Genomic DNA, 22,699 nt, shown 5'->3' with positions numbered 1-22,699 from the left:
ATACTTCTTTTGTTGATGACCGCAGTTGCGATCATTTCTTACAGTATGGCACTTTCACCGTGCCAAAATCTTTTCTTACTTTTTACTGCAAGCCGTGCCGTTGGAGATTTATTCCTTGTCCGCTCCTACCCGAAGGCCAGCTGGCCCTTGGCGCGCAGGGAGTCGATGGCCGCAGCCGGTGACGGCGTACCGTAGACGGCTGAACCTGCCACGAAGATGTTGGCACCAGCCTCCGCGGCACGGGTGATGGTCTCCTCGGTGATGCCGCCGTCGACCTGGATGGCCACACTGGCCCCGCTGCCTTCAATGGCTGCCCTGGCCCGGCGGATCTTGGGCAGTGTGACGTCCAGGAAAGACTGCCCACCGAAGCCCGGCTCCACGGTCATGATCAACAGCATGTCCAGTTCCGTGAGCATGTCCAGATACGGTTCCACCGGTGTGGCCGGGCGCAGGGCCATGCCAGCCTTGGAACCCCTGGCGCGCAGTTCCCTCGCCAGCTTGATGGGGGCCTGGGAGGCCTCCACATGGAAGGTCACCGAGTCCAGTCCGGCGTCGGCGTAGAGCGGGGCCCACCGGTCGACGTCGGCAATCATCAAGTGCGCGTCCAGGGGCACCGGACTGACCTGCGCTATGCGCTTCACCACCGGCAGTCCCAGCGTCAGGTTCGGCACAAAATGGTTGTCCATGACGTCAACATGGACGGCGTCGGCGTTGGAGATCCGGGCCAGCTCCGCCTCAAGATTGACGAAGTCGGCGGAGAGGATGCTGGGATTGATGCAGCACTTCAACAAGGAACTGGGCATGGGAACCCTTTCTAGGCTTGGGCTTGCGTGCGACCGGGTCAGAGTTTGCGGATGAGCGCCAGGAACATGGCGTCGGTCTGGTGGATGTGCGGCCACAGCTGTGCCGTCATCTGGTTGGTCGCCAGCGCGGAGGTTTTGTTGCCCGCACCCAGATTTCCGGTGAGGCTTACCGCGTCAAGGGCGGCACCGGCGTCGAGCAGTTCCAGGTCCTCACGCTTGCGCATGACATCATCGACGACGGCGATGGTCTCGGCAATGTGCGGGGAACACGTCACATACGCCACCACTCCCCCGGGCTTGACGGCGGCCAGTGCCGAGGTCAGCAACTCGCGCTGCAGCGGGCCGAGCTCGGTGACGTCCGAGAGTTTGCGACGCCCCCGTGACTCGGGGCGGCGGCGCAGCGCACCGAGGCCGGTGCAGGGGGCGTCGACCAAAATCCTGTCAAAGGACCCCGGATGATCCACACCCACGTCACGGCCATCTCCTGTGCGCACAGTCCAGGAGTCCGCTGGAATGGCCGTCAAGGCCTGCTCCACCAGTTTGGCGCGGTGCGGCGTTGGCTCGTTGGCCAGGATCCAGGCACCCTTTTCGGCGGCCAAAGCACCCAGCAAAGCGGCCTTGCCGCCGGGACCGGCGCACAGGTCAAGCCAGCGTTCCTCGCCGTCCTTGATGTCACTGGAGATTTCCACCGCGGCGAGTGCGCGGGCCACGAGCTGCGAGCCCACGTCCTGGACGCGAACGGTTCCTTCGCGGACGCTGGCCAGGCGGCCCAAGTCGCCGCCGGAGGACAGTGCCGAGTCGATGACCAAATCACCCGGAGTGAACCCGGCTTCAAAGGCCTCATCGAGGTTCCCCAGCCCGGGAAGAGCCACCAGATTCACCACGGGGGCGGCGTTATCCGCTTCCAGCAAGGCGGTAATTTCGGTGACGTCACGGCCATGGGCCACCAGTGCCTGGCGCAGTGAGCGCACAATCCATTCCGGGTGCGAATGCTCTATGGAGGCGATCTTGACGTCGTCGGTGAGGCCGTCCGTCAGTTCGGTGAGCCACTCGGGCAGTTCCTTGGCGGCTACCTTGCGCAGCACGGCGTTGATGAGGGCCGACGGGCCGGCACCGATGACGGCGCGGGCCAGGCCCACCGTCTGGTCAAGAGCCGCATGAGCGGGCACGCGCATGGCCACGAGTTGGTGGACGCCGATCCGGAGTGCGTCCAGGATGGCCGGGTCAAGTTCGTTCAGCGGGCGGTCAACGCAGCGGGCCAAGATGGCGTCGTAGGTGCCCTGGGCGCGCAACGCACCGTATGCCAGTTCGGTGGCGAAGCCGGCGTCGCGCCGGTCCAGCTTGTGGTGGCGGATGCGGGAGGGCAGCACCAAGTTGGCGTAGGCGTCGTCACTGGAGACGGCGCGAAGCACTTCAAAGGCCACGAGCCGGGCGGGGTCGGCCGCCCGGCTGCGCTGTGAGGGGGCTGCCGCGGTGCGGTTGCGCCCTGTGCTGCGGTTTCGTTCACGGCCGGAATCGTCGCGACGACGCGTGCCGCCTGTTCCGTTGCCCTGGTTGGACTGGCTTGAACGCCCGCCTTGCTCGCTGGTCATTCAAACACCACATCTTCCTTGTTCGCCAGGCCTCGGGCCCAGTCGTTTGCGTTCATAAGTTTCTTTCCGGCAGGTTGCACGGAGATAAGTTCGACGGCGTGGGAGCCGGTGCCCACCAGGACGGATTTGCCGTCCACCCGCAGGTGGCCGGGTGCCAAATCTGTGACGTCCGGGCGTGGCGCGACGGGGCCCAGTTTGAAGCGCTGGCCCGCCAGCAGGGTCCACGCGCCAGGTTCGGTGGTGACGCCGCGGATACGCCGGTTGATGGCCAGCGCCGGATTGGTCCACAGCACGTGGCCGTCTTCCAGCGTCAGCTTGGGGGCAAGGGAAATCTCTCCCTGTTGGGCCACACCGGCAATGCGTCCGGCAGCCAAGGCGTCAATGGTCTGCGCCAGGAGCACGGCACCACTGTGCGAAAGCCGTTCCAACAGTTCGGCGCTGGTGTCCGTGGGCATGATCGATTCGGTCATGGTGCCGTACACGGGACCGGTGTCCAGACCTTTTTCCAGCAAGAAGGTGGAAGCCCCAGTGACTTCATCGCCGTTGATCACCGAATGCTGCACGGGAGCCGCACCGCGCCAGGCCGGCAGAAGGGAGAAGTGCAGATTGATCCAGCCGTGCTCGGGGATGGACAGCGCCGACTCTGGGATTATTGCCCCATACGCCACAATCGCAGCCACTTCCGGGGCATGGGAAGCAATGGCTGCGGCAGCCTCGGCATCGATCTTGTTCGCCCGAATAAGTGGCAGCCCGAGCTCCAGAGCACGCGCTGCCACAGGTGAGGGCGTCAATACCCGTTTGCGACCCAGCGGCGCATCCGGACGGGTCAAGACGGCAACGATTTCATGCCCGGCAGCCAACAACGCCTCGAGGGAGGGCAATGCGACCGCGGGAGTGCCAGCAAAAAGTACCCTCATTGGGCGGCGCCAGCACCGAACGCGGAGCCAACGGTGCGGGCACGCTTGGTCACAGTCTCAGCCGTCACGTCATGGTAATTAGCGGTGCGAATGGCGCGCAGCGCCGTTTTCCGGTCTTCACCTTCGAGCCGGTCCACATACAGTTTCCCGTTCAGGTGGTCCGTTTCGTGCTGGAAGCACTTGGCCAGGGCTCCGGTGGCTTCCATATCCAGCAGTGCACCATTCTGATCAACCCCGGTGATCCTGACCCAGCGGTGCCGCCGCACACTGAAGCCGAGGCCCGGAACTGACAGGCAACCCTCGGGCTGATCTGGTTGAAAGTCGTCACTTGTGACAATCACCGGATTGATGAAGTGCCCCTCGTGGCCATCCACGGAGTAAGTGAAGATGCGCTTGTTGACACCGATTTGTGGTGCTGCCAAGCCAGCACCACGGACGTCCACCATGGTCTCGGCCATGTCGAAGATGAGCTTGGCCAGCTCGGGCCCAAAATCGGTGACCTCGTCAGCGACGGTTCTCAATACGGGGTCGCCAATGATGCGGATACTCAAGATGGCCATGGGTGGGGACCTCACTTTGGAAATGGAAGCGAACCGTTGCCGGTCGCGGAATAGCGCTCAGCCTTAGTTTAGTCAGCGTTCGGTGCGGGCGGGAATTTTCAATTGGCAGGCGGCTCGATGGGGAGCAGGGGTGCGCCCGCCTCGGCAGCCTCCAAGGAGGTCTGCCACACCCGGCGCAGTGACGCGAACTTAAACCAATGCTGTTTGAGCACGGCAGGGTTTGCCCGCAGCGTCCGTACCTCAGTTTCGCCAATGGCAACACCTAGCAGCACGGGTTCGGCACCGTACTTCCAGGCCTCCCAGGTGCCTGCCGCCTCGTCAAGGATTGATTCCTCGGCCTTCATCCCGGCCACCAACTGCATAACCACCTTGGCATCAAGACTCTTGACCTGGCCATTGCGGTCGGTTCCTTTGGTCTTGTAGTCAATAATGCAAAGCTTGCCGCCGATGGTCGCCACCAGGTCAAGGGTGCCGGCGTACCCGACCGTTTCATTCCACACGGTAATTTCGGGTGCGAGTGGCTGAACCTTGAACTCCTCCCACCACGCGTCAAACCGAAGTGCGAAGTTCTCCTCGCCTTTTTCTGCCAACACGGCCCTGGCTTCCAGCATCTGGTGGTCCCGCCCCAGCGCCCGCAAGGCCACCTGCTCGCAGTAGTAGTGCACCCGGTCGCCACGAGCGGCAGCGGCGTCACGGAATTGCTCGGCCGCATTGGAGCTGTCCCGCACCACGGTGCGCATCTTGCCGGCGCTGCCCACGGCACCGGCCAGGCCGGGGTGCTGTGCCACCGCGTTGGCCGCCATGTAGCCGATCCAGCCATCCAGGCTGGTGGACTGCTGGCCAATCACCGTGGTGATTGAGGGTACTTTGGGCGGATCGGTCAGGGATCTGCCGTACATCCGGCCAAGTTCGGTGGTGTGTGCCAATGCTGGTGCGCTCATAGTTCCACTATTTCACTACCCGCCGACACTTGGTGCTGCCATTGCGACAAATGTGGATAAGGGCGGCAATCGGGCACGAAAAAGCCCCTCTAATCAGCGTTTGTGCTGATCAGAGGGGCTTTTAATTTGGTGGGCGATACTGGGTTCGAACCAGCGACCTCTCCGGTGTGAACGGAACGCGCTACCACTGCGCCAATCGCCCAACGTAAGCCATGGAATCCTGAAGCGGATCACCAGTGCCTTCCTCGTTGCGTTCAAAAGACTAGCTCAAAGTTTCCCATCAGCACAATTCGCCCTACGGAGCCCGGAGCATGGCTGGTCCAGGGCGAAATGTGACGAGCGCCTCAGAAGCAATATTGGCCAAAAATGGGCAAAACGGGCCAAAAATGCCGATAAATGACACTGCTGTAATTCGAATTAAACCGGCCACTTCCGCGTCATTTCAAGGATTTTGCATCCATCTCGGCTCAATCGACCCCCGGGGAACTTGCCGATTTGGTGTTTGGGAAAAGGCTCAGGTAATGTTTTCACCGCAGCAACACGGACTACCGAAGCGGAAACGCAAACGGGAGAAAATGAAGCTCATGCGGTTGTAGCTCAGCTGGTAGAGCACCACCTTGCCAAGGTGGATGTCGCGAGTTCGAATCTCGTCAACCGCTCGCATGACACCGTTCAGTTATCACGGTGGGGTGGCCGAGAGGCGAGGCAACGGCCTGCAAAGCCGTGTACACGGGTTCGAATCCCGTTCCCACCTCCATTTGGCTGAACCAAAGTATTTTGCTGTATAGTACAGCGGGATGCATTTGGGCGATTGGCGCAGCGGTAGCGCGCTTCCCTGACACGGAAGAGGTCACTGGTTCGATCCCAGTATCGCCCACGAATGAAGCTTCGGTTTCATTCACCCGATGAAAGTCGGGTAGTGTAATAAGGCAGTAAAATGCGGTTGTAGCTCAGCTGGTAGAGCACCACCTTGCCAAGGTGGATGTCGCGAGTTCGAATCTCGTCAACCGCTCGGAATTAATGTATGAAACTGCCGGAATCCCCAGGATTCCGGCAGTTTTGTATAATTTCGAATAGCTTGGGCGATTGGCGCAGCGGTAGCGCGCTTCCCTGACACGGAAGAGGTCGCTGGTTCGATCCCAGTATCGCCCACCAACAAAAAAGACACCCCTCACAGGGTGTCTTTTTTTGCTTTCCGCACAGCTGGTGGCCGACGACGTTAACTTCCGTTGCGCCGTCGGCCGCCAGCAAAGGGAATTAGTGAGCCAGCTTCAAACCAACAATGCAACCGATCAGGCCCAGCAGCAAAAGAACTTTCACAAGTGAGACCGCCTCGGTGCCTGTGATCATCGCGTAGGCGACAGTCAAGGTGGCTCCAATGCCCACCCACACCGCATAGGCGGTTCCAATGGGGAGGGTTCGCATGGCCCAGGCCAGCCCAGCCATGCTGGCGATGATCGCCACACCGAAGACCACCGTGGGCCCAAACTTGCTAAAACCTTCGCTCTTACCCAGGGCCGTGGCCCAGACGGCCTCCAGCATTCCTGAGACGATCAAAATAATCCATGCCATGATAATTCCTCCATGGCGCCGTCTTGTCGCTGGCCGGGTACGGCGCACCTCGTCCGGGTGCCTAGCGGCACTCTCATTTTGGCACGCACCGGCACCCGGGGATAAATCGGGTGGGGAGTGTCACCGGCGAGTCATTGACAATGTGAGCACCGACACTAGGCTTGAAGTAGTTGGGGCGCCAATAGCCCCCGAGCGAAGGGAGGTGCCTGTTGTCTATTTTTGACGATATTAAGGGCAAGGCTGCGGAACTGATTGACGGCAAGGAAGACGCGATCAAGGACGGCATTGAGAAGGCTGGCGACTTTATCGACAGCAAGACCGGTGACAAGTTCAAGGATCAGGTCGACTCTGTCCAGCAGGCAGCATCAGGCTTTGTAGATGGTGCGGCCAAGGACGGTCCCGCTCAGTAGGCTTCGCCCTTCGCCCTTATATGTGGCGTCAAAGGAGGCGTCGGACCCGTCGTGAGACGGCTCCGACGCCTTTTGGCGTTAACACCAGATCAGCCGACCCGCGTTACCCTCGCGTTTGGCCTACGGATACGGCTGTGGCGTCCGGCGCCTCAGCCTGGGCCTCGCGCGCCAACGCCGTCAGCCGGGATACGGCCCGGAAGTACTTCTTTTGGTAGCCGCCAGTCATCATGTCGGGCGTAAACAGGGCGTCAAGTGCGGCTCCGCTGGCCAAAATCGGCACGTCCTTGTCATAAAGGCGGTCGGCGAGAACCACAAAACGCAGCGCCACCGACTGCTCTGTAATGGTGTGCACATTGCGCCACACCACGGCGTCGATCCCCTCAAGCATTTGCCGGTACCGGGACGGATGAACTCCGGCCAGGTGGTCCACCAGGGTGCCAAAGTCATCTACAGCCACCGTCTTACCGGCAAACTCCCGGCGCATGGTGGTATCCAGGTCGCTGTTGGCGATGGGGGCCGGCGGGGTGGGCAGGCCGCGGTGGCGGAAGTCTTCGCCGTCGATGTGTAAGATCTCAAACTGGTCGGCCAGCACCTGGATTTCCCGCTGGAAGTCGACGGCGGCGAACCGGCCATCACCCAGGGAACCGGGCAAGGTGTTGGAAGTGGCGGCAAGCTTCACACCGGCGTCGGCCAGTTCACGCATCAACCGGGACATCAACACAGTGTCTCCCGGATCATCGAGCTCAAATTCGTCAATGCAAACCAGTTTGTAGTGACTGAGCGCCTCAACGGTCTTGCGGAATGACAGCGCACCCACCAAGTTGGTGTATTCCACGAACGTGCCAATGGCCTTGGGGCCCTCCACCTGGTGCCACAGCGAGGACAGCAGGTGGGTCTTGCCCACGCCGAAGCCGCCGTCGAGGTAGATCCCGGCGCGTGCATCAGACTTCTTTGCCTTGCCGCCGAAGAGTTTCCGCAATCCGGTGGCCGGCTTTTGCGCCACGCTGTCGCCAAACTCCTGCAGCATTTGCACGGCCTGTGCCTGGGAGGGCTGGGAGGGGTCGGGCCGGTAGGTGGCAAAGGACACCTCGCCAAAACGTGGCGACGGGACAAATCCCTTTAGCAGTTCCTCCACCGAGACTGCCGGGCGGCGGGTGGAGAGTTGCTCAACTTGTACCAAGGACTGATCCGTTCATAAAGGAAACCGTAAAAAGGTGCCGCTAGGCGCGCACGTCCAAGAATACCGCCGAGATATTGCCCCGCGTTAACCGTGGGAAGCAATCGGGCCCCTGAATCGTTAGGCTGAAGGAGAGAAGAAGGCTTTGCCGCATCAATGTGGCGGCCACACGGTCTATGCCCTACCCCACGGAACAGTCTACGGAAACGTACCAATGTGCCCCGGGTGGGCTGTCTACGGAAGGGGCATCATGCCCGTTGCAGTTGAAACAAACGAGAAGTTCGCAGCCTACGCCCATCCCGAACGCCTGGTTTCCACCGAATGGCTCGCCGAGGCCCTTGCTGCCGGTGCCACGAAGGACGGGCGGCTGGTGGTTGTGGAGTCGGATGAGGACGTGCTGCTGTATGAAAGCGGCCACATCCCCGGCTCGGTGAAAGTCGACTGGCACACGGATTTGAATGACGACGTGCAGCGCGACTACATTGACGGGGCGGCTTTCGCCCTCCTGGCCACAGCCAAGGGCATCTCCCGGGACACCACCGTGGTGGTTTACGGCGACAAATCCAACTGGTGGGCAGCCTACGCTCTGTGGGTCTTCACGCTGTTCGGCCACGATGACGTCCGCCTCCTGGATGGCGGCCGCGACAAGTGGATTGCCGAGGGCCGGGAACTGACAACCGACCGCACAGAGGTCACCCCGTCGGCCGGCTACCCCGTGGTGGAGCGCAACGACGCCCCGATTCGGGCCTACAAGGAAGACGTGCTGGCCCATGCCGGCAAGCCGCTGATCGACGTGCGCTCCCCCGAGGAATACAGCGGTGAACGCACCCACATGCCCGCCTACCCGCAGGAAGGCACGTTGCGCGGCGGTCACATCCCCACGGCTGCCTCAGTCCCCTGGGCACGTGCCGCCGAAAGCGACGGAACATACCGGAGCCGCGAAGAACTCGAGGCACTCTACCTCGGCGAGGCCGGGTTGCAGGCAGGAGATGACGTGGTGGCCTACTGCCGGATCGGGGAACGCTCCAGCCACACCTGGTTCGCACTGAAGTACCTGCTGGGCTTTGAGACCGTCCGCAACTACGACGGCTCCTGGACCGAGTGGGGCAACGCAGTACGCGTGCCCATCGCCGTTGGTACCGAACGCGGCGAATGGCCCACTGGCAACTAGTCCCCACACCCAACGCTGAACCGAAAAGAAACGTATTCTTTATATCGATGACTACTTCACCAGCACTCCCCCCAGCATTGGCAGAGATCGTCAACGATTTCCAGGAATTGGAAGAACGCGACCGCTTGACGTTGCTGCTGGAATTCTCCCGATCTCTGCCGGCTCTGCCCGAACGGCTCACCAACCACCCCGAACTGCTCGAACAGGTGGTTGAATGCCAGTCGCCATTGTTCCTGACCGTGGAGTCGGAGAAAACGGACGACGGCGAGGTCATCCGTTTGTTCTTCCAGGCGCCTCCCGAGGCGCCCACCACCCGCGGGTTCGCTTCGGTCCTGTTTGAGGGTTTGGACGGACTGACGGCCGAGCAGATTTTGGCCGTGCCAGATGACATGCCGGATCAGCTGGGGCTTACCCGCGCCATCTCTCCCTTGCGCATGCGTGGCATGTCAGCGATCTTGGGACGCGTCAAGCGCAAAGTTGCCAGCGGCTTACGCCCGGCGGCCTAATTCGCGGCACCCTTCACAGCTGGCCTACTGCCCCGTAACACCATGGTTTTTCATGGTGGGACGGGGCATTTCGCTGCCATACTTGCCGGATGGGAAAAAAGAATGTCACTGCCAGCGTGGGCACTCCGGCAACTGTGGTTCTGACCGCTGCTGGTGTGGCCTTCACCCCGCACGCCTACGCCCACGATCCTGCCGCAACTAGTTACGGCATGGAGGCGGCCGAGGTTCTAGGCGTTGCACCCGAGCAGGTCTTCAAGACGCTGATGGCCGAGGTGGACGGAACCTTGACGGCAGCAGTGGTGCCAGTGAACGGAACCCTTGACCTGAAAGCCCTGGCTCACGCGTGCGGCCGCAAAAAGGCGGCCATGGCGGACCCGGCCTTGGCCCAACGCCGCACCGGATATGTTCTTGGCGGCATCTCTCCTTTGGGGCAGCGTCTCCCCTCACCTACCGTGGTGGACGAATCGGCCCTCTTGTATGAGACCGTCTACGTTTCCGGCGGGCGCCGGGGCTTCGACGTCGAGCTTTCCGCGGCAGACCTCATCCGCCTCACGGGAGCCACAACGGCTCCCATCGGACACCCCGGCTAGCTCCGCGTCACCGAAACAGACGGAAACGTGCCGAGGCCGACGCTCCGGATCGTCTACTTGGCAGCGGTCCGTCTACCTCGGTGAAAAAAGTTGCGGCGCGGGAGGCTCAGTCCCGGGGTAGCCCGTACCGGCCAAGACGCGGACGCAGCCACGTTTCCACCACGTTCTCCCACCGCACGGAATCCACATTCCATTCCTTGGTGTGCCTGGCCTTGCTGAACGGTTCAAAGGTGACCATCTCAGGATTCCGTTTGGCCAGTTCCGCCGTGGGCTCATAAGGTACAAAGTCGTCGTCGATGCTGTGCAGGATCAAGGTGGGGGTGCGCAGCTCCACTGCCCGGCTGACCCAGTCCATGCTCTTGAGGTTCACCGGCGCCGCCAGCCCCGTAATGCGCCGGCCAACGGGATGGCTGAGCATCAACTGCCCGTAGCGGCCCACATAGTCCGGAATCCTGTTCATCTGTGCCTGGTGCGCCAGGACGTTGACCCAGTTGATCACGGGGGCGTCCAGGACCATGGCCAGCACGTGCCTGCGATTACGTGCCAGATCGGCAGCCTGCAGGCAGATGGCCCCACCCATGGAGAAACCGAAGAGGACCACGTTCTTGGCACCGTTGGCCACCGCGTAGCCGATGGCCGCTTCGACGTCGGCCCATTCGGTGACGCCCAGCCCGTACCGGCCGTCGGCGGCCGCGGGGGCGTCGCCGTCGTTCCGATAAGAAATCAGCAGCGAATTCATGCCCAGACGGTGGGCTGCCGGGACCGCGCGCAGTCCTTCGCCTCGGGTGGCCCCGCGTCCGTGGACCATGATGGCCCACGTGGGAAGTGCGTCCGGTGCCGTGACGAGCCAGGCCGGGGCCTCGCCGTCGGGCAGCACCAATGTCACATCCGCCCAGTCCAGTCCAAGTTCCTCCGGATGGGCGTACACGCTCCCCGACCACCAGCCCCGCGTGGCGGTGCGCAGATCGCCGCCGTGGACGGACAGCACCGCACGGGTGATGCTGCCTTCGCGGGGCACGTAGCTGAGAATGGGGCCGATGACCGCGTGGGCACGCCCGCCGTCAAAGTAGATGGCGTAGGTGCCCTCGATGGTGGTGTCGGCGGTCGCCTCAAGGACTACTTGAAGGTCGGGGCCGTCGGGGATGACGGCCAGAATGGAGACGTCGTTCTGACGGGTCTTTTCCGGAGTGACCACCTTGCGTGCAAAAAATGCCGCCAGCGCCGAGGTGGCCATGACCACCGTGATCGCCGCGCCACCGGCAGCGCCGGCACCCAGCACACCCCACTTGAGCCACTTGTTTGAGCGTTGCACCGAAGTTGCCATACCCCCATTCTGCCCACCCGTGCAGCACCCGTCGAGCGGCGCACCGTGCAGGCACCAACAATCAGGAGCAATATTTCCTCGACACGGTAAGCAATAAACCAATCCTGTGCCTAAGCTGGTGCCATGAGCGACGCCATCATCATCCTGACCGAAGAACCCCTGACGGCCACCGACGTCATAAACATCACCGAACTCTACGGACCCGACGACGACGTCGAATTGGTCCTGCTGGTTCCTGCCGACACGAAACGCCATTTGCTGGTGGATGTGATCGACCAGCTGACCATGCTTGACCTGCCGGGCGCCCTGCGGGAGTTCCGGGAAAAGCCTGACACGGCCACCGTCCGGGCCGAGGCCCAGGAAATTCTTGACGCCTCCCTGGCGGTGCTCACCGGTGCCGGTGCCAAGGTTTCCGGCCGGGTTGCCGACGGCGACCCCGTGGCCTCGCTAACGGCTCAAGTCACCGAATCCGGTGCCCGGCAAGCCGTGGTTGTCACCCGTCCGCACGCCCTGGCCGATACCTTCCGGCAGGACTGGGCCACCCAGGCGCAAAAGAAACTGGGATTGCCGGTACTGCATCTGTACTCCGATTCGGGATTTATTGGCGACTCCTAAGCGTTGAGGAAGATATGACTACTTCTGCCCACCCAGCTGTTTCCAAGACCGACGAGCAATGGCGTAACGAGCTAACGCCCGAAGAGTTCGCTGTTCTGCGCAAAGCCGGCACCGAGCGGCCGTTCACCGGCGAGTACTGGGACACCATGACAAGCGGCGTGTACGCGTGCCGTGCCTGTGGTGCCGAGTTGTTCACGTCCAAGGAAAAATTCTCCTCCCACTGTGGCTGGCCCTCCTTCTTCGCCCCGCTTGCCGAGGGAACGGTCCGCTACGTCCATGACAACACCCTGGGGATGGAACGGATCGAAGTTCGCTGCACGGCCTGCGACTCCCATCTGGGCCACCTGTTCAAGGGCGAAGGTTACGACACGCCCACCGACGAGCGGTTCTGCATCAATTCGATTTCGCTGCGCCTGGTACAGGATCCCGAAACTGCGCAGTAACCCGCGTCCAAGCGCGTAGGCGGCCCCGCCGCGGCGCTGACCAGCCAAGCATGGTCAGCGCTGTGGCAGTGCCGCCTTTTTTGCGCCTCAAGCACGCGGGTTACTGATGCTTGGGAATATGGCACATTAGTTTTGCTGTTCCATTGCTACGCTCGAAAAAATCAATGGACACCCGCAGCAAAGGATCCCCGCCATGGACATCACCTTGGACAGCCCCGGCACCACAGCCGGCACCAACAACAACGCTCTTGCCACGGATCCGTCATGGCTGGCGCTCAAGCACGGAGCCACCACATTGCAAGGGCTGCAGGCCAAGGACGGCTCCGTTCCCAACGCGGAAGACCATCCGGCGGCGCGCGAACTCATCGCCACCATTTCGGCAAGCATCGCTGCGTTGGCCCCGCACTTCCCCCATGATGCCCAGTACCTGAGCCTGCTCCAGGATGACTTTGCCAAGTGGTCCGAGCAGGACTTGGCCGTCCCCGATTTCCTGGACTCCCTGCTGGCGTTCAACCCGCAGGAGCACCGTATTGATGGCCTGGGACATTTGGTGGTTTTCCCCATGTACACCCAGAACGGTTCCACCTCCCGCTTTGTCGAGGCGGTCCTGGTGGAAGTCATCTGGCCCGAGTTCATTGGCGAGCTAGAGGCAGGCAATTACTCCAACAAGCTGTTCGTCCCGCTGCGCTTCATCGATTTCACCCCCGGCTATGACACGAACTCGGCGGTACTCTTCCCCGAAAGTGTGGCGGTTCGGGAAACCCCCACCTTCACCTGGGGTGCCATTTTCCAGGACCGGGAGGCCGCCAGGTTCCGCCGGGTGGTCAAGGCGGCCGCGGAGGTGACCCGGCTGGATCTGCCCACCGACGTCGTCGAACTCCTACAAAACCAGGCCCTGACCCAGGAAACCTTTGTCATGTGGGACCTGATCCACGACAGGACGCACATGCGCGGGGATCTGCCCTTTGACCCGTTCATGATCAAGCAGCGCATGCCCTACTTCCTGTACTCGCTGGAGGAACTGCGCTGCGACCTGACCGCGTTCCGCGAATCGGTGGCCGTGGAGCACGACGAAACCGCCTCCCCTGAGGCCCGCCACCAAGCCAAAGTGGTTCAGTACGCCGTCATCTTTGACCGGATCTTCCGCTTCGCCATCACCGGCTCCCGGGTGCGCAACTACGACGGCCTGGGCGGCCAGCTGCTCTTTGCCTGGCTGCACCAACACCATGTCCTGCACTGGACCGACACCAAGCTCACGATCGACTGGGCCGAGGTGCCCGACGTCGTGATCGCCCTGGGGAGGGAAATCGAGGATCTGTACTGGCGTTCCATCGACAGGCCCAAGCTGGCCCACTGGCTGGCCGCTTACCAGCTGGTCTCCGCCACCCTGACACCAAACCCGGCCTCCACCTGGGCGAAGGGCCCGGACGCGCTGCCACTGACGGCACCCCTACGCGAAGTCACCGACCAGGTCATGGATGACGAATTCCCGCTCTCCATGTTCTACGAGGCCCTGTCCAAGAAGATGTCCGGAGTCATCGAATCAACCACGGGCATCACCGGCACCAGCGCCGAATAGGTGGGTAGGGTAGGCAAGATGACAACCACAACAGCGCCCCTGGTGTTGATCGCCGGCGGCAGCAGTGCCGCCGGGATCGCCACCGCCACCGCCTTGGTACAGGGAAGATTCCGGGTCCTTACCGTGGGGTCCGACGCCGCCCGCATTGGGGCGGCGGCCGCCCTTACCGGCGGTGCCGTCCCCCTGACGTGCGACCTGGCCGACGCCGACGCCGTGGCCGCCCTGGCGGCGCAGGTGCACGCCGATTTTGGACCCGTCGACGGCCTGATCCACCTGGTGGGCGGCTGGCGTGGTGGCAAAGACTTGGCCGCGCAAAGTGACGACGATTGGGATTTCCTGCACCGTTCGGTCCTGACGACGCTGCGCAACACCAGCCGGGCCTTCTACGGCGACATTGCCGCCTCAGCCAACGGGCGGATAGCCATTGTCTCCTCCACGCAGGTCACCGCACCCACCCTTGGCAACGCCAACTACGCCACCGTCAAAGCTGCGGCGGAAACGTGGGTGGGCGCCCTGGCTCAGGGGCTGGGCACACCCGACGGCGCAACCGGACCGGCCGCCGTCGTACTAGTGGTCAAAGCCCTGGTTGACCCTGGCATGCGAGAGAAGTCCCCCGAACGCACTTTCCCCGGTTTCACCGACGTGTCCACCCTGGGGCACACTGTGGTGAGGCTATTTTCCACTCCGGCGTCCGAGCTCAACGGCTCACGCCTGATCCTTTCCTAGACAAGGCGTACATTTCATGACTGACGCAGTTTCCACCACCTCCCGCCTGCACGATGCAACCGTGCGCAGCTTCGCCTCGGACAACTATTCAGGCGTCCACCCGGAGGTACTCACCGCCCTGGCCGCCGCCAACGACGGGCACCAGGTCTCCTATGGTGAGGACGTATACACGGCCCGCCTGCAAGAGGTCATGGCCGATCTGTTCGGCAAAGAAGTAGACGTATTCCCGGTCTTCAACGGCACCGGCGCCAATGTGACAGCCCTGCAGTCCCTACTGCCGCGCTGGGGTGCCGTGGTGTGCGCCTCCACTGCCCACATCAACTGCGACGAAAACGGTGCCCCGGAACGGGTGGGCGGCATGAAGCTGCTGGCGGTGCCCACCGAAAACGGGAAACTGACCCCGGAATTGATTGACAAGGAAGCCTGGGGCTTCGGCGACGAACACCGCGCCCAACCCCTGGCCGTCTCCATCACCCAAACCACAGAGCTGGGCACCTGCTACACGCCCGCCGAGGTGCGTGCCATCTGCGACCACGCCCATTCCCTCGGCATGAAGGTCCACATGGACGGCGCCCGGCTGGCTAACGCGGCCGCGTTCTTGAACGTTCCGGTCCGCGAATTCACCTCCGACGCCGGGGTGGACATCCTGTCCTTCGGCGGCACCAAGAACGGCATCATGTACGGGGAGGCCGTGGTGGCCCTGAACCCTGCCGCCGCCGACGGCCTGATCTACCTGCGCAAAATGAACATGCAGCTCTCCTCCAAAATGCGGTTCATCTCCGCCCAGCTGCTGGCCATGTTCGCCGATGACCTCTGGCTCAAGTCCGCCGGGCATGCCAACGCCATGGCCGCAAAGCTGCGCAGCGCCGTCGAGGCAATCCCCGGTGTTCTGCCCACCCAGGCCACCGAGTCCAACGGCGTATTCGCCATCCTGCCCGACGGCGTCGCCGACCGTTTGCGCGAATCCTTCCGGTTCTATGACTGGAATGCCGCCGCCCGTGAAGTGCGGTGGATGTGCTCCTTTGACACCACCGAAGCCGACATTGACGCGTTCGTTGCTGCCATCCGCGCAGAGCTGACTCCCTAGCGCCGGGTTCTGAGAGTCAGGGGAAATCCGAGTGCGGCGCGCCTCACTCGGATTTCGGCAAGGACGCAATAATCTGCGAGTGTGACCTCACAATCTCCGCTTCCCGCTGACTTTCAGGCCGCGCTGGCGTCCCTGCGCACCGCGCAGAGCCGTAGCGAATTGACCCTGGAAGAGATCCCGGCACCCTCTCGATTGGCACCGTTTGGCGTCGCCTTAGGTGCCGAGGTGGTCCTCGACGGCGAAGAGCTCGCCACGGGCCGCTTCATCCTCCTCCACGACCCCAACGGTTCCGCCCTGTGGGAGGGCACGTTCCGCATTGTCACCTACATCAGGGCGCAGCTGGAACCCGATATGGGCAACGATTCCCTGCTGGGAAATGTGGCGTGGGCGTGGCTCGTGGAGGCACTCGAGGAGCACGGCGCCGAGCACCGTTCCGCGGGGGGAACAGCCACAAGAATCCTCTCCGAAAGCTATGGCACTCTGGCAGCACGCCCGGACGCCATAGACATCGAATTGCGCGCCTCTTGGACCCCTGCAACGTCCTCTGTGCAGGCCCACCTTGAGGCCTGGTCACAGATGGTGTGCACCTTTGCCGGCCTGCCTCCCGTCCCAGACGGGGTGACACTGCTCCCGGGACGGCGCCGCATGTAGGAGGCGTGGGCCCACCGATCCGCTGCCTTGGCTAGACTGGGTCTATCATGATCAACCCAGAATCTACTGCACACAGCCGCGCTCGGGCCAAAAAGTCCACCGCAACGGACAAGTCAACCAGTCAGGGCCACACGCCCGCCGGTGATCTTGCTACCGTTGATATTGCACAGGCCCCCCTCACCTCCGTGGTCATCGACGGGGTCCGCGTTGATCTCGATGACCTGCCGGAGTTGGTGGAACTGACCATGCCGCGCGACGGCATTCCCGATGTTGTTTCCACAGAACCGGCGCTGCGACGCTGCGCGGCGGCCCTTGCCGCTGGCCACGGCCCGGCTGGAGTGGATACCGAACGAGCCTCCGGATTCCGTTACGGCCAACGCGCCATGCTGGTGCAGATTCGCCGCGAAGGCGCCGGCACCTGGCTGATTGATCCCGAAGCCTTTGAGAACCTATCCATCATCAATGACGCCCTGCGTGGTGTGGAGTGGATTCTGCACGCCGCCAGCCAGGATCTGCCTTGCCTGGCCGGGGTCGGCATGTGGCCGGACAAACTGTTTGACACGGAGCTTGCCGCCCGCCTGGCTGGCCTGCCGCGCGTGGGGTTGGGCGCCGTCGTCGAATCCCTGCTGGGGTACCACCTGGCCAAGGAACATTCGGCAGCAGACTGGTCCACACGGCCCCTGCCCGAGCCCTGGCTGCGCTACGCCGCCCTAGACGTTGAAGTTCTGGCCGAGCTTCAGGAAGAACTGCTCGCCCTCTTGGAGGCGGACGGCAAACTGGAGTACGCGGCCCAGGAGTTCCAGCACCTGATCGACGCCGGAGTGCCCGCCCCGCGAGTTGACCCGTGGCGCCGGACTTCCGGTTCCCACACCATCCGCAACCGGGTTCAGCTGGCCGCCGTCCGCGAGCTGTGGCAAACCCGGGAAAAGCTCGCAGAATCCCGCGATATTGCCCCGTCACGTCTGATTCCGGATTCCGCCATCATTGCCGCCGCCAAGGGCATGCCCACCACGGTTCCGGCCTTGCTGGGTCTGGCCGGATTCCACGGCCGCGCCGCCAAACGCGATGCCCCCAGGTGGCTGCACGCCATCCAGACGGCCAAAAACAGCACCGATCTGCCGCCCTTGCAGGTCTCCAACAACACCCCGCCACCCCCGCGTGTATGGGCCGATCGTGATCTTGCCGCGGCCGAACGGTACGCCACCGCCCGCCCGCGCCTGGCGGAGATTTCCGAGGCGCTGAACATTCCCGGCGAGAACATTCTTACCCCGGAATTCCTGCGGCGAATCTGTTGGCGCCCGCCGTCGCCCATCACCGAGGAGACGGTGGCCTACGCCCTGGCCGACCTCGGCGCCCGGCCTTGGCAGATCGAAAAGACCGCCCCCATGCTGGCACAGGCACTTGCCAACCCCGAGCCGCTGCCCCCGAAAGCTCCCCGTGAGGACGAGCCCGCCACCTAACCCGGCGCCAACACACCGAGCCTGTGATGGGCACCACTTTGACCTCTAAGTTACCGACAAGTAACATGATGTTTGACACATTGTCGATACAAGGAGCAACAGGTGAGCCAAAACCGGCAGATAAGGGATGTTGTCTTTGTGGACGGCGTCCGGACCCCCTTCGGACGGGCCGGGGAAAAGGGCATCTACGCCTCTACCCGCGCCGATGACCTGGTGGTCAAGTGCATCCGCGAACTGATGCGCCGCAATCCGTCTTTGCCCCCGGCCCGCATTGATGAGGTGGCCATTGCGGCCACCACACAAACCGGCGACCAGGGTCTGACGATCGGCCGCACGGCAGCATTGCTGGCAGGACTCCCCCAGTCTGTTCCCGGCTTCGCCATCGACAGGATGTGCGCAGGTGCCATGACGGCCGTAACCACTACCGCCTCGGGCATCGGCTTTGGCACCTACGACGTCGTCATCGCAGGCGGTGTGGAGCATATGGGCCACCACCCCATGGGTGCCGGCGCCGATCCGAACCCCCGCTTCATGTCAGAACGCATTGTGGACCCTGCCGCCCTGAACATGGGCAACACGGCCGAGAACCTCCACGACCGTTTCCCGGCCATCACCAAAGACCGCACGGACGCCTACGCCCTGGCCAGCCAGGCCAAGCTGGCCGCCGCCTATGCCAACGACCAGATCCAACCCGATCTGGTACCCGTGGCCACCCTCAAGGCCGAGCAGGGCTGGACCATCAACACGGTGGATGAGCCCCCGCGCCCCGGCACCACATTGGAAGACCTGGCCTCCCTGCGCACCCCGTTCCGCGCCCACGGCCGGGTCACCGCGGGCAACGCCGCCGGCCTGAATGACGGCGCAACAGCGGCCCTGCTGGCCTCCGCGGAAACCGCCGCCGAACTCGGCCTGCCCGTAAAGATGCGCCTTGTCACCTACGCCTTCGCCGGCGTCGCACCTGAAGTCATGGGCATTGGTCCCGTCCCGGCCACCGAGAAAGCCCTGAAACTGGCCGGGCTGACCATCGAGGACATTGGCTTGTTCGAAATCAACGAGGCCTTCGCCGTCCAGGTGCTGAGCTTCCTTGACCACTTTGGCATCGCCGACGATGACCCCCGCGTGAACCGCTACGGCGGCGCCATCGCCGTGGGCCACCCTCTGGCCTCCTCCGGCGTGCGGCTCATGAACCAGCTGGCCCGCCAGTTCGCCGAAGACTCGTCCGTACAGTACGGCATCACCACCATGTGCATCGGACTGGGCATGGGCGCCACCGTCATCTGGGAAAACCCGCACTTTGTCCCCGCTGGAACCACCGTTTTCACCGAAGGGAGCGCCGCATGAGCGCCCAGGACTTCCAAAAGCTTGCCGTCTTGTTCCCCGACGAGGTAGTGACGCACTCCTACGTGCAGGACATTGCCCTGCCCGGGGTCGACGGCGAGCCGAGTGCGGGCACTTTTGCCCTCATTACGCTCGACAACGGCCTTGATCACCGCCGCCCCAGCACCCTGGGGCCCAACACCCTCATCGAGCTTGGCACCGTTCTTGAGGCACAGCGCGAGCGTGCCGCCCGGGGCGAGATCACCGGCGTCGGCGTGACCGGAAAACCCTTCTTCCTAGCAGCCGGCGCCGATTTGTCCGCCGTCAAGAGCCTCAAGGATAAGGAGGCAGGGCTGTGGATGGCCCAGCTGGGCCACGACGTCTACTCCACACTCAACGACTTGGGCGTGCCCAGCTTTGTGTTTATCAACGGGCTGGCACTTGGCGGCGGCCTGGAGGTGGCTCTGAACGCCAACTACCGCACCGTGTCCACGGGGGCCGGTGCCCTGGCACTGCCCGAGGCTTTCCTTGGCCTGGTCCCGGGTTGGGGTGGGGTGTACCTGCTCCCCCGCTTGATCGGACCGGCCAACGCCGTGAAGGTCATGCTTGAGAACGCACTTAGCAACAACCGGACCCTCAGCGGGCCGGCGGCGTTCAAGCTGGGCATCGCCGACGCGCTGTTTGAACCTGCCGACTTTGTGGAGCAGTCGGTGAACTGGGCCGCCCGTGTCCTGGCCGGAGCCCAGCAGGTCAACCGCCCCAACGCGGTCTCCGAACCGCTCAGCGAGGAAAACAGCGCCGCCTGGGATGCCGCCGTCGCCCACGCCAAGAAGTTTGTTGAGGCCAAGACCTCCAATGCGGCTCCCGCACCGGCGCGCGTGATCGAGTTGCTTGAAAAGGGCAAGCATTTCAGCAAGGCAGAGTCCTTTGCCGCTGAGGATGAGGCCCTGGCGGATCTCATGCAGACGCCGCAGTTCCGCGACACAGTCTACGCTTTCCTTGACCTGGTCCAAAAGCGCGGCAAGCGCCCAGCTGGCGCTCCGGATCCCAAGCTTGCCCGGCCCGTAACAAAGGTGGGCGTGGTGGGCGCCGGCCTTATGGCGGGGCAGTTTGCCCTGCTCTTTGCCCGCCAGCTGAAGGTGCCGGTTGTCATGACGGACATCGACGCCGCTCGAGTAGAAAAGGGCGTGGGATACGTTCACGGCGAAGTCGACAAGCTCCTCGCTAAGGGCCGTCTGAGCCAGGACGCCGCCAACCGCACCAAGGCCCTGGTCACAGGTTCGGTGTCCAAGGAGGTCTTTGCCGACGCCGACTTCGTCATCGAGGCGGTCTTTGAGGAACTTGCTGTCAAGAAGGCCGTTTTTGCCGAGGTTGAGGCAATCGTTTCGCCGGAGTGCATCCTTGCCACCAACACCTCTTCGCTGTCCGTGACGGCCATGGCCGCTGACCTCAAGCACCCCGAGCGCCTGGTTGGCTTCCACTTCTTCAACCCCGTGGCCGTCATGCTGCTGCTGGAGATTGTGCGTGCACCCAAGACCGACGACGCCGTCCTCGCCACAGCCTTCGCCACCGCCAAGGCACTGCGGAAGACGGCTGTGCTGGTCAAGGATGCCACCGCGTTTGTGGTGAACCGGGTACTGCTGCGCCTCATGGCCGAGGTGTCCGCAGCCTTTGACGAGGGCACCGATGCACACGTTGCCGACAACGCGCTGCGACCCATGGGCCTGCCCATGACACCCTTTACGCTGCTGGCCATGGTGGGACTCCCCGTGGCCCAGCACGTCACAGAGTCAATGCACGCCACCTTCGGCGACAGGGTTGCCGTATCCGCCAATATCCAGGCGCTGATCGACGCTGGCAAGAAAGGACTATGGGCCACGGCCGACGACGGTTCCCAGTACATCCCCGAGGACACGTTGGCGTTGCTCCGCTTTGGCAACTCCCCCTCCACCGGCGAGGAACTGCTCACCAGAACCCAGGACGCCCTGGCCCAGGAGATCGGCCTCATGCTTGCCGAGGGCGTGGTGGCAGGGCCCGAGGACATCGACCTCTGCATGATTCTTGGGGCAGGCTGGCCCATGCACCTAGGTGGCATCACCCCCTACCTTGACCGGGTGGGCGCCTCCGAACGGGTCAACGGGAAGCGCTTCCACGCAATCTAGGAGGACTTTCCGCAGCACCACCTCCCACAAGCGCGACGGCGCCCGCCCACCCAAGGTGGGCAGGCGCCGTCGTGCATGGTTTAGCAAACAGCCAGCTACAACTGAGAGAATGTCTTCATGACTGCTGAGCCTTCCCTGACCCGCCGCAATGTCCTTCGAGTGACCACGGCAGCTTCCGGCGCAGCATGCGCCCTTGCCCTGGTCGGTTGCACACCGGCAGGTCCTGCGCAGGTCAGCGCCGGTAAGACCCCGGAAGCTATCCCCACCACGGGCACCCCGGTCCGGGTCGGAAAGCTCTCAGACGTTCCGGTGGGAGCCACTGCCAAGGGAGTCGCCAACGACGTCAACGTAGTGATCTTCCGCCCGGATGAAACCTCCGTGCTGGCCTACAGCGACGTCTGCACCCACGCCGGATGCCAGATTGCACCCAACGGGGCCGACTTCAAATGCCCCTGCCATGGTTCCGTCTTCAAGGGTGCCGACGGGACTATGGTGTCCGGTCCGGCGAAGGTGGCATTACCGCGCTACGCTGCCGCGATCGATGGCGAATGGATCACCGTCAGCGTCTAATGCTCTGGCGCCCTAATACCTAGTGCCTTGGTGCCTTGGTGCCTTGGCGCCTTGGAGCCTTGGAGCCTTGGAGCCATCTGGCAGGCCGCTCCGTACGATTGCGACCCACGGCAGCCCTCCCTGCGGGCCACTCGATTTACCTGTCAGGCAGGGCCAGCGGCTGGGCAAAAAGAGTTCTTCCGCGTTTCGTCCTCCACAGTTGTGGCTGTCAGGATGGTTGCCCACAGATTTGCTGGACTGGGTCATTGTGGGCCGTGAATGTCAGTGCCTGGATTTAGAATATATGTAGCAAGGACGTAACAGCTACTCAAATATATAGTCTAATTTTGTGGTTCGGTTCTACGGGCGGTGATGGGCATGGCGGTTCCGGGATGGGTGGATTTCTCCCCAAGGGATTCACGTGCGGCCGGTGACACCAGTCCCACACCGGGCACTGCTGGCGCTGTACCACCCCGCCCTGATGGCCCGGGTTTGGCTGACCTGAATCCTGTGGCCGAGGGCACCGCTGCCCCGGGCTCCTGTGTCT

General features: G+C 63.1%; 22 protein-coding genes, 6 tRNA genes and 1 riboswitch. Of the genes, 19 read left to right on the top strand and 9 right to left on the bottom strand.

Going from position 1 to position 22,699, the window contains the following annotated elements; all coding sequences use genetic code 11:
* Nucleotides 1–125 precede the first annotated feature (125 nt).
* From rpe to CXQ94_RS19835, 6 genes are all read right to left on the bottom strand, one after another.
* The gene (rpe, locus tag CXQ94_RS19860; RefSeq protein WP_104092361.1) at nucleotides 126–791 is read right to left on the bottom strand and encodes a ribulose-phosphate 3-epimerase; all 666 of its coding nucleotides are present in this window, start codon (nucleotides 789–791) and stop codon (nucleotides 126–128) included.
* Nucleotides 792–841: 50 nt separating this feature from the next.
* Nucleotides 842–2,395: an RsmB/NOP family class I SAM-dependent RNA methyltransferase gene (locus CXQ94_RS19855; protein ID WP_104092330.1), complete on the bottom strand. Its 1,554-nt coding sequence runs from the start codon at nucleotides 2,393–2,395 to the stop codon at nucleotides 842–844.
* Nucleotides 2,392–3,312, bottom strand: coding sequence for a methionyl-tRNA formyltransferase (locus CXQ94_RS19850; protein ID WP_104092329.1), 921 nt, complete (start codon nucleotides 3,310–3,312; stop codon nucleotides 2,392–2,394). Before CXQ94_RS19850 ends, CXQ94_RS19855 begins: the two co-directional genes overlap by 4 nt.
* Nucleotides 3,309–3,872: a peptide deformylase gene (gene def, locus CXQ94_RS19845; RefSeq protein ID WP_104092328.1), complete on the bottom strand. Its 564-nt coding sequence runs from the start codon at nucleotides 3,870–3,872 to the stop codon at nucleotides 3,309–3,311. Before def ends, CXQ94_RS19850 begins: the two co-directional genes overlap by 4 nt.
* 98 nt (nucleotides 3,873–3,970) lie before the next feature.
* A complete protein-coding gene (locus CXQ94_RS19840; protein ID WP_104092327.1) occupies nucleotides 3,971–4,813 on the bottom strand; it encodes a PD-(D/E)XK nuclease family protein in 843 nt (280 codons plus the stop codon).
* Between the two features lie 127 nt (nucleotides 4,814–4,940).
* A tRNA-Val gene (locus CXQ94_RS19835) sits at nucleotides 4,941–5,015 on the bottom strand.
* A 384-nt stretch (nucleotides 5,016–5,399) separates the two neighbouring features.
* Between CXQ94_RS19835 and CXQ94_RS19830 the strand changes: the two genes are divergently transcribed.
* From CXQ94_RS19830 to CXQ94_RS19810, 5 genes are all read left to right on the top strand, one after another.
* Nucleotides 5,400–5,472: transfer RNA gene (locus tag CXQ94_RS19830), tRNA-Gly, on the top strand.
* Nucleotides 5,473–5,496: 24 nt separating this feature from the next.
* Nucleotides 5,497–5,570, top strand: a tRNA-Cys gene (locus CXQ94_RS19825).
* A 48-nt stretch (nucleotides 5,571–5,618) separates the two neighbouring features.
* Nucleotides 5,619–5,690, top strand: a tRNA-Val gene (locus CXQ94_RS19820).
* A gap of 62 nt (nucleotides 5,691–5,752) precedes the next feature.
* Nucleotides 5,753–5,825: transfer RNA gene (locus CXQ94_RS19815), tRNA-Gly, on the top strand.
* Nucleotides 5,826–5,893: 68 nt separating this feature from the next.
* Nucleotides 5,894–5,968 (top strand) — tRNA-Val (locus CXQ94_RS19810).
* A gap of 102 nt (nucleotides 5,969–6,070) precedes the next feature.
* Here CXQ94_RS19810 and CXQ94_RS19805 read toward each other — a convergent pair.
* Entirely contained in the window at nucleotides 6,071–6,385 is a 315-nt protein-coding gene (locus CXQ94_RS19805) for a multidrug efflux SMR transporter (RefSeq protein WP_104092326.1), read from the bottom strand.
* Nucleotides 6,386–6,397: 12 nt separating this feature from the next.
* Nucleotides 6,398–6,461, bottom strand: a riboswitch (guanidine-III (ykkC-III) riboswitch).
* Nucleotides 6,462–6,594: 133 nt separating this feature from the next.
* On the opposite strand from CXQ94_RS19805, the gene CXQ94_RS19800 reads away from it, so the two are divergent.
* The gene (locus CXQ94_RS19800; protein ID WP_104092325.1) at nucleotides 6,595–6,795 is read left to right on the top strand and encodes an antitoxin; all 201 of its coding nucleotides are present in this window, start codon (nucleotides 6,595–6,597) and stop codon (nucleotides 6,793–6,795) included.
* A gap of 103 nt (nucleotides 6,796–6,898) precedes the next feature.
* On the opposite strand, the gene zapE is transcribed toward CXQ94_RS19800, so the two are convergent.
* Complete coding sequence (zapE, locus tag CXQ94_RS19795; protein WP_104092324.1) at nucleotides 6,899–7,975, bottom strand: cell division protein ZapE; 1,077 nt, start codon at nucleotides 7,973–7,975, stop codon at nucleotides 6,899–6,901.
* Between the two features lie 247 nt (nucleotides 7,976–8,222).
* Between zapE and CXQ94_RS19790 the strand changes: the two genes are divergently transcribed.
* The 3 genes from CXQ94_RS19790 (at nucleotide 8,223) to ybaK (ending at nucleotide 10,239) form a co-directional block, all read left to right on the top strand.
* Nucleotides 8,223–9,143, top strand: a complete 921-nt coding sequence (locus tag CXQ94_RS19790) for a sulfurtransferase (protein ID WP_104092323.1) — start codon at nucleotides 8,223–8,225, stop codon at nucleotides 9,141–9,143.
* 47 nt (nucleotides 9,144–9,190) lie between these two features.
* Nucleotides 9,191–9,649: a SufE family protein gene (locus CXQ94_RS19785; protein WP_104092322.1), complete on the top strand. Its 459-nt coding sequence runs from the start codon at nucleotides 9,191–9,193 to the stop codon at nucleotides 9,647–9,649.
* A gap of 89 nt (nucleotides 9,650–9,738) precedes the next feature.
* Entirely contained in the window at nucleotides 9,739–10,239 is a 501-nt protein-coding gene (ybaK, locus tag CXQ94_RS19780; RefSeq protein WP_104092321.1) for a Cys-tRNA(Pro) deacylase, read from the top strand.
* Between the two features lie 106 nt (nucleotides 10,240–10,345).
* Here the strand turns inward: ybaK and CXQ94_RS19775 are convergent, their stop codons facing one another.
* Nucleotides 10,346–11,563: a S9 family peptidase gene (locus CXQ94_RS19775; RefSeq protein WP_104092320.1), complete on the bottom strand. Its 1,218-nt coding sequence runs from the start codon at nucleotides 11,561–11,563 to the stop codon at nucleotides 10,346–10,348.
* A gap of 123 nt (nucleotides 11,564–11,686) precedes the next feature.
* On the opposite strand from CXQ94_RS19775, the gene CXQ94_RS19770 reads away from it, so the two are divergent.
* From CXQ94_RS19770 to CXQ94_RS19725, 10 genes are all read left to right on the top strand, one after another.
* A complete protein-coding gene (locus CXQ94_RS19770; protein ID WP_104092319.1) occupies nucleotides 11,687–12,178 on the top strand; it encodes a hypothetical protein in 492 nt (163 codons plus the stop codon).
* A 14-nt stretch (nucleotides 12,179–12,192) separates the two neighbouring features.
* Nucleotides 12,193–12,621, top strand: a complete 429-nt coding sequence (gene msrB, locus CXQ94_RS19765) for a peptide-methionine (R)-S-oxide reductase MsrB (RefSeq protein ID WP_104092318.1) — start codon at nucleotides 12,193–12,195, stop codon at nucleotides 12,619–12,621.
* A gap of 193 nt (nucleotides 12,622–12,814) precedes the next feature.
* Complete coding sequence (locus CXQ94_RS19760) at nucleotides 12,815–14,200, top strand: DUF6421 family protein (protein ID WP_219817093.1); 1,386 nt, start codon at nucleotides 12,815–12,817, stop codon at nucleotides 14,198–14,200.
* Between the two features lie 18 nt (nucleotides 14,201–14,218).
* The gene (locus tag CXQ94_RS19755; protein WP_104092317.1) at nucleotides 14,219–14,926 is read left to right on the top strand and encodes an SDR family oxidoreductase; all 708 of its coding nucleotides are present in this window, start codon (nucleotides 14,219–14,221) and stop codon (nucleotides 14,924–14,926) included.
* Between the two features lie 16 nt (nucleotides 14,927–14,942).
* Nucleotides 14,943–16,013, top strand: coding sequence for a low specificity L-threonine aldolase (locus CXQ94_RS19750; RefSeq protein ID WP_104092316.1), 1,071 nt, complete (start codon nucleotides 14,943–14,945; stop codon nucleotides 16,011–16,013).
* Nucleotides 16,014–16,094: 81 nt separating this feature from the next.
* Nucleotides 16,095–16,664 (top strand): DUF3000 domain-containing protein, encoded by a 570-nt coding sequence (locus tag CXQ94_RS19745; RefSeq protein WP_104092315.1) that lies wholly within the window; start codon nucleotides 16,095–16,097, stop codon nucleotides 16,662–16,664.
* A gap of 47 nt (nucleotides 16,665–16,711) precedes the next feature.
* Nucleotides 16,712–18,124 carry an HRDC domain-containing protein gene (locus CXQ94_RS19740; RefSeq protein WP_104092314.1) on the top strand — a complete coding sequence of 471 codons (1,413 nt, stop codon included), beginning with the start codon at nucleotides 16,712–16,714 and terminating at the stop codon, nucleotides 18,122–18,124.
* 102 nt (nucleotides 18,125–18,226) lie between these two features.
* Nucleotides 18,227–19,465, top strand: coding sequence for a thiolase family protein (locus CXQ94_RS19735; RefSeq protein WP_104092313.1), 1,239 nt, complete (start codon nucleotides 18,227–18,229; stop codon nucleotides 19,463–19,465).
* Entirely contained in the window at nucleotides 19,462–21,603 is a 2,142-nt protein-coding gene (locus CXQ94_RS19730; protein WP_104092312.1) for a 3-hydroxyacyl-CoA dehydrogenase NAD-binding domain-containing protein, read from the top strand. Before CXQ94_RS19735 ends, CXQ94_RS19730 begins: the two co-directional genes overlap by 4 nt.
* 117 nt (nucleotides 21,604–21,720) lie before the next feature.
* Nucleotides 21,721–22,173, top strand: coding sequence for a Rieske (2Fe-2S) protein (locus CXQ94_RS19725; RefSeq protein WP_104092311.1), 453 nt, complete (start codon nucleotides 21,721–21,723; stop codon nucleotides 22,171–22,173).
* Nucleotides 22,174–22,699: the final 526 nt, after the last annotated feature.

This window comes from Arthrobacter sp. GMC3 (assembly GCF_002929305.1).
Classification (GTDB): domain Bacteria; phylum Actinomycetota; class Actinomycetes; order Actinomycetales; family Micrococcaceae; genus Specibacter.
The sequence above is the reverse complement of the archived record's forward strand: the minus strand, read 5'-3'. Positions and strand labels throughout refer to the sequence as shown.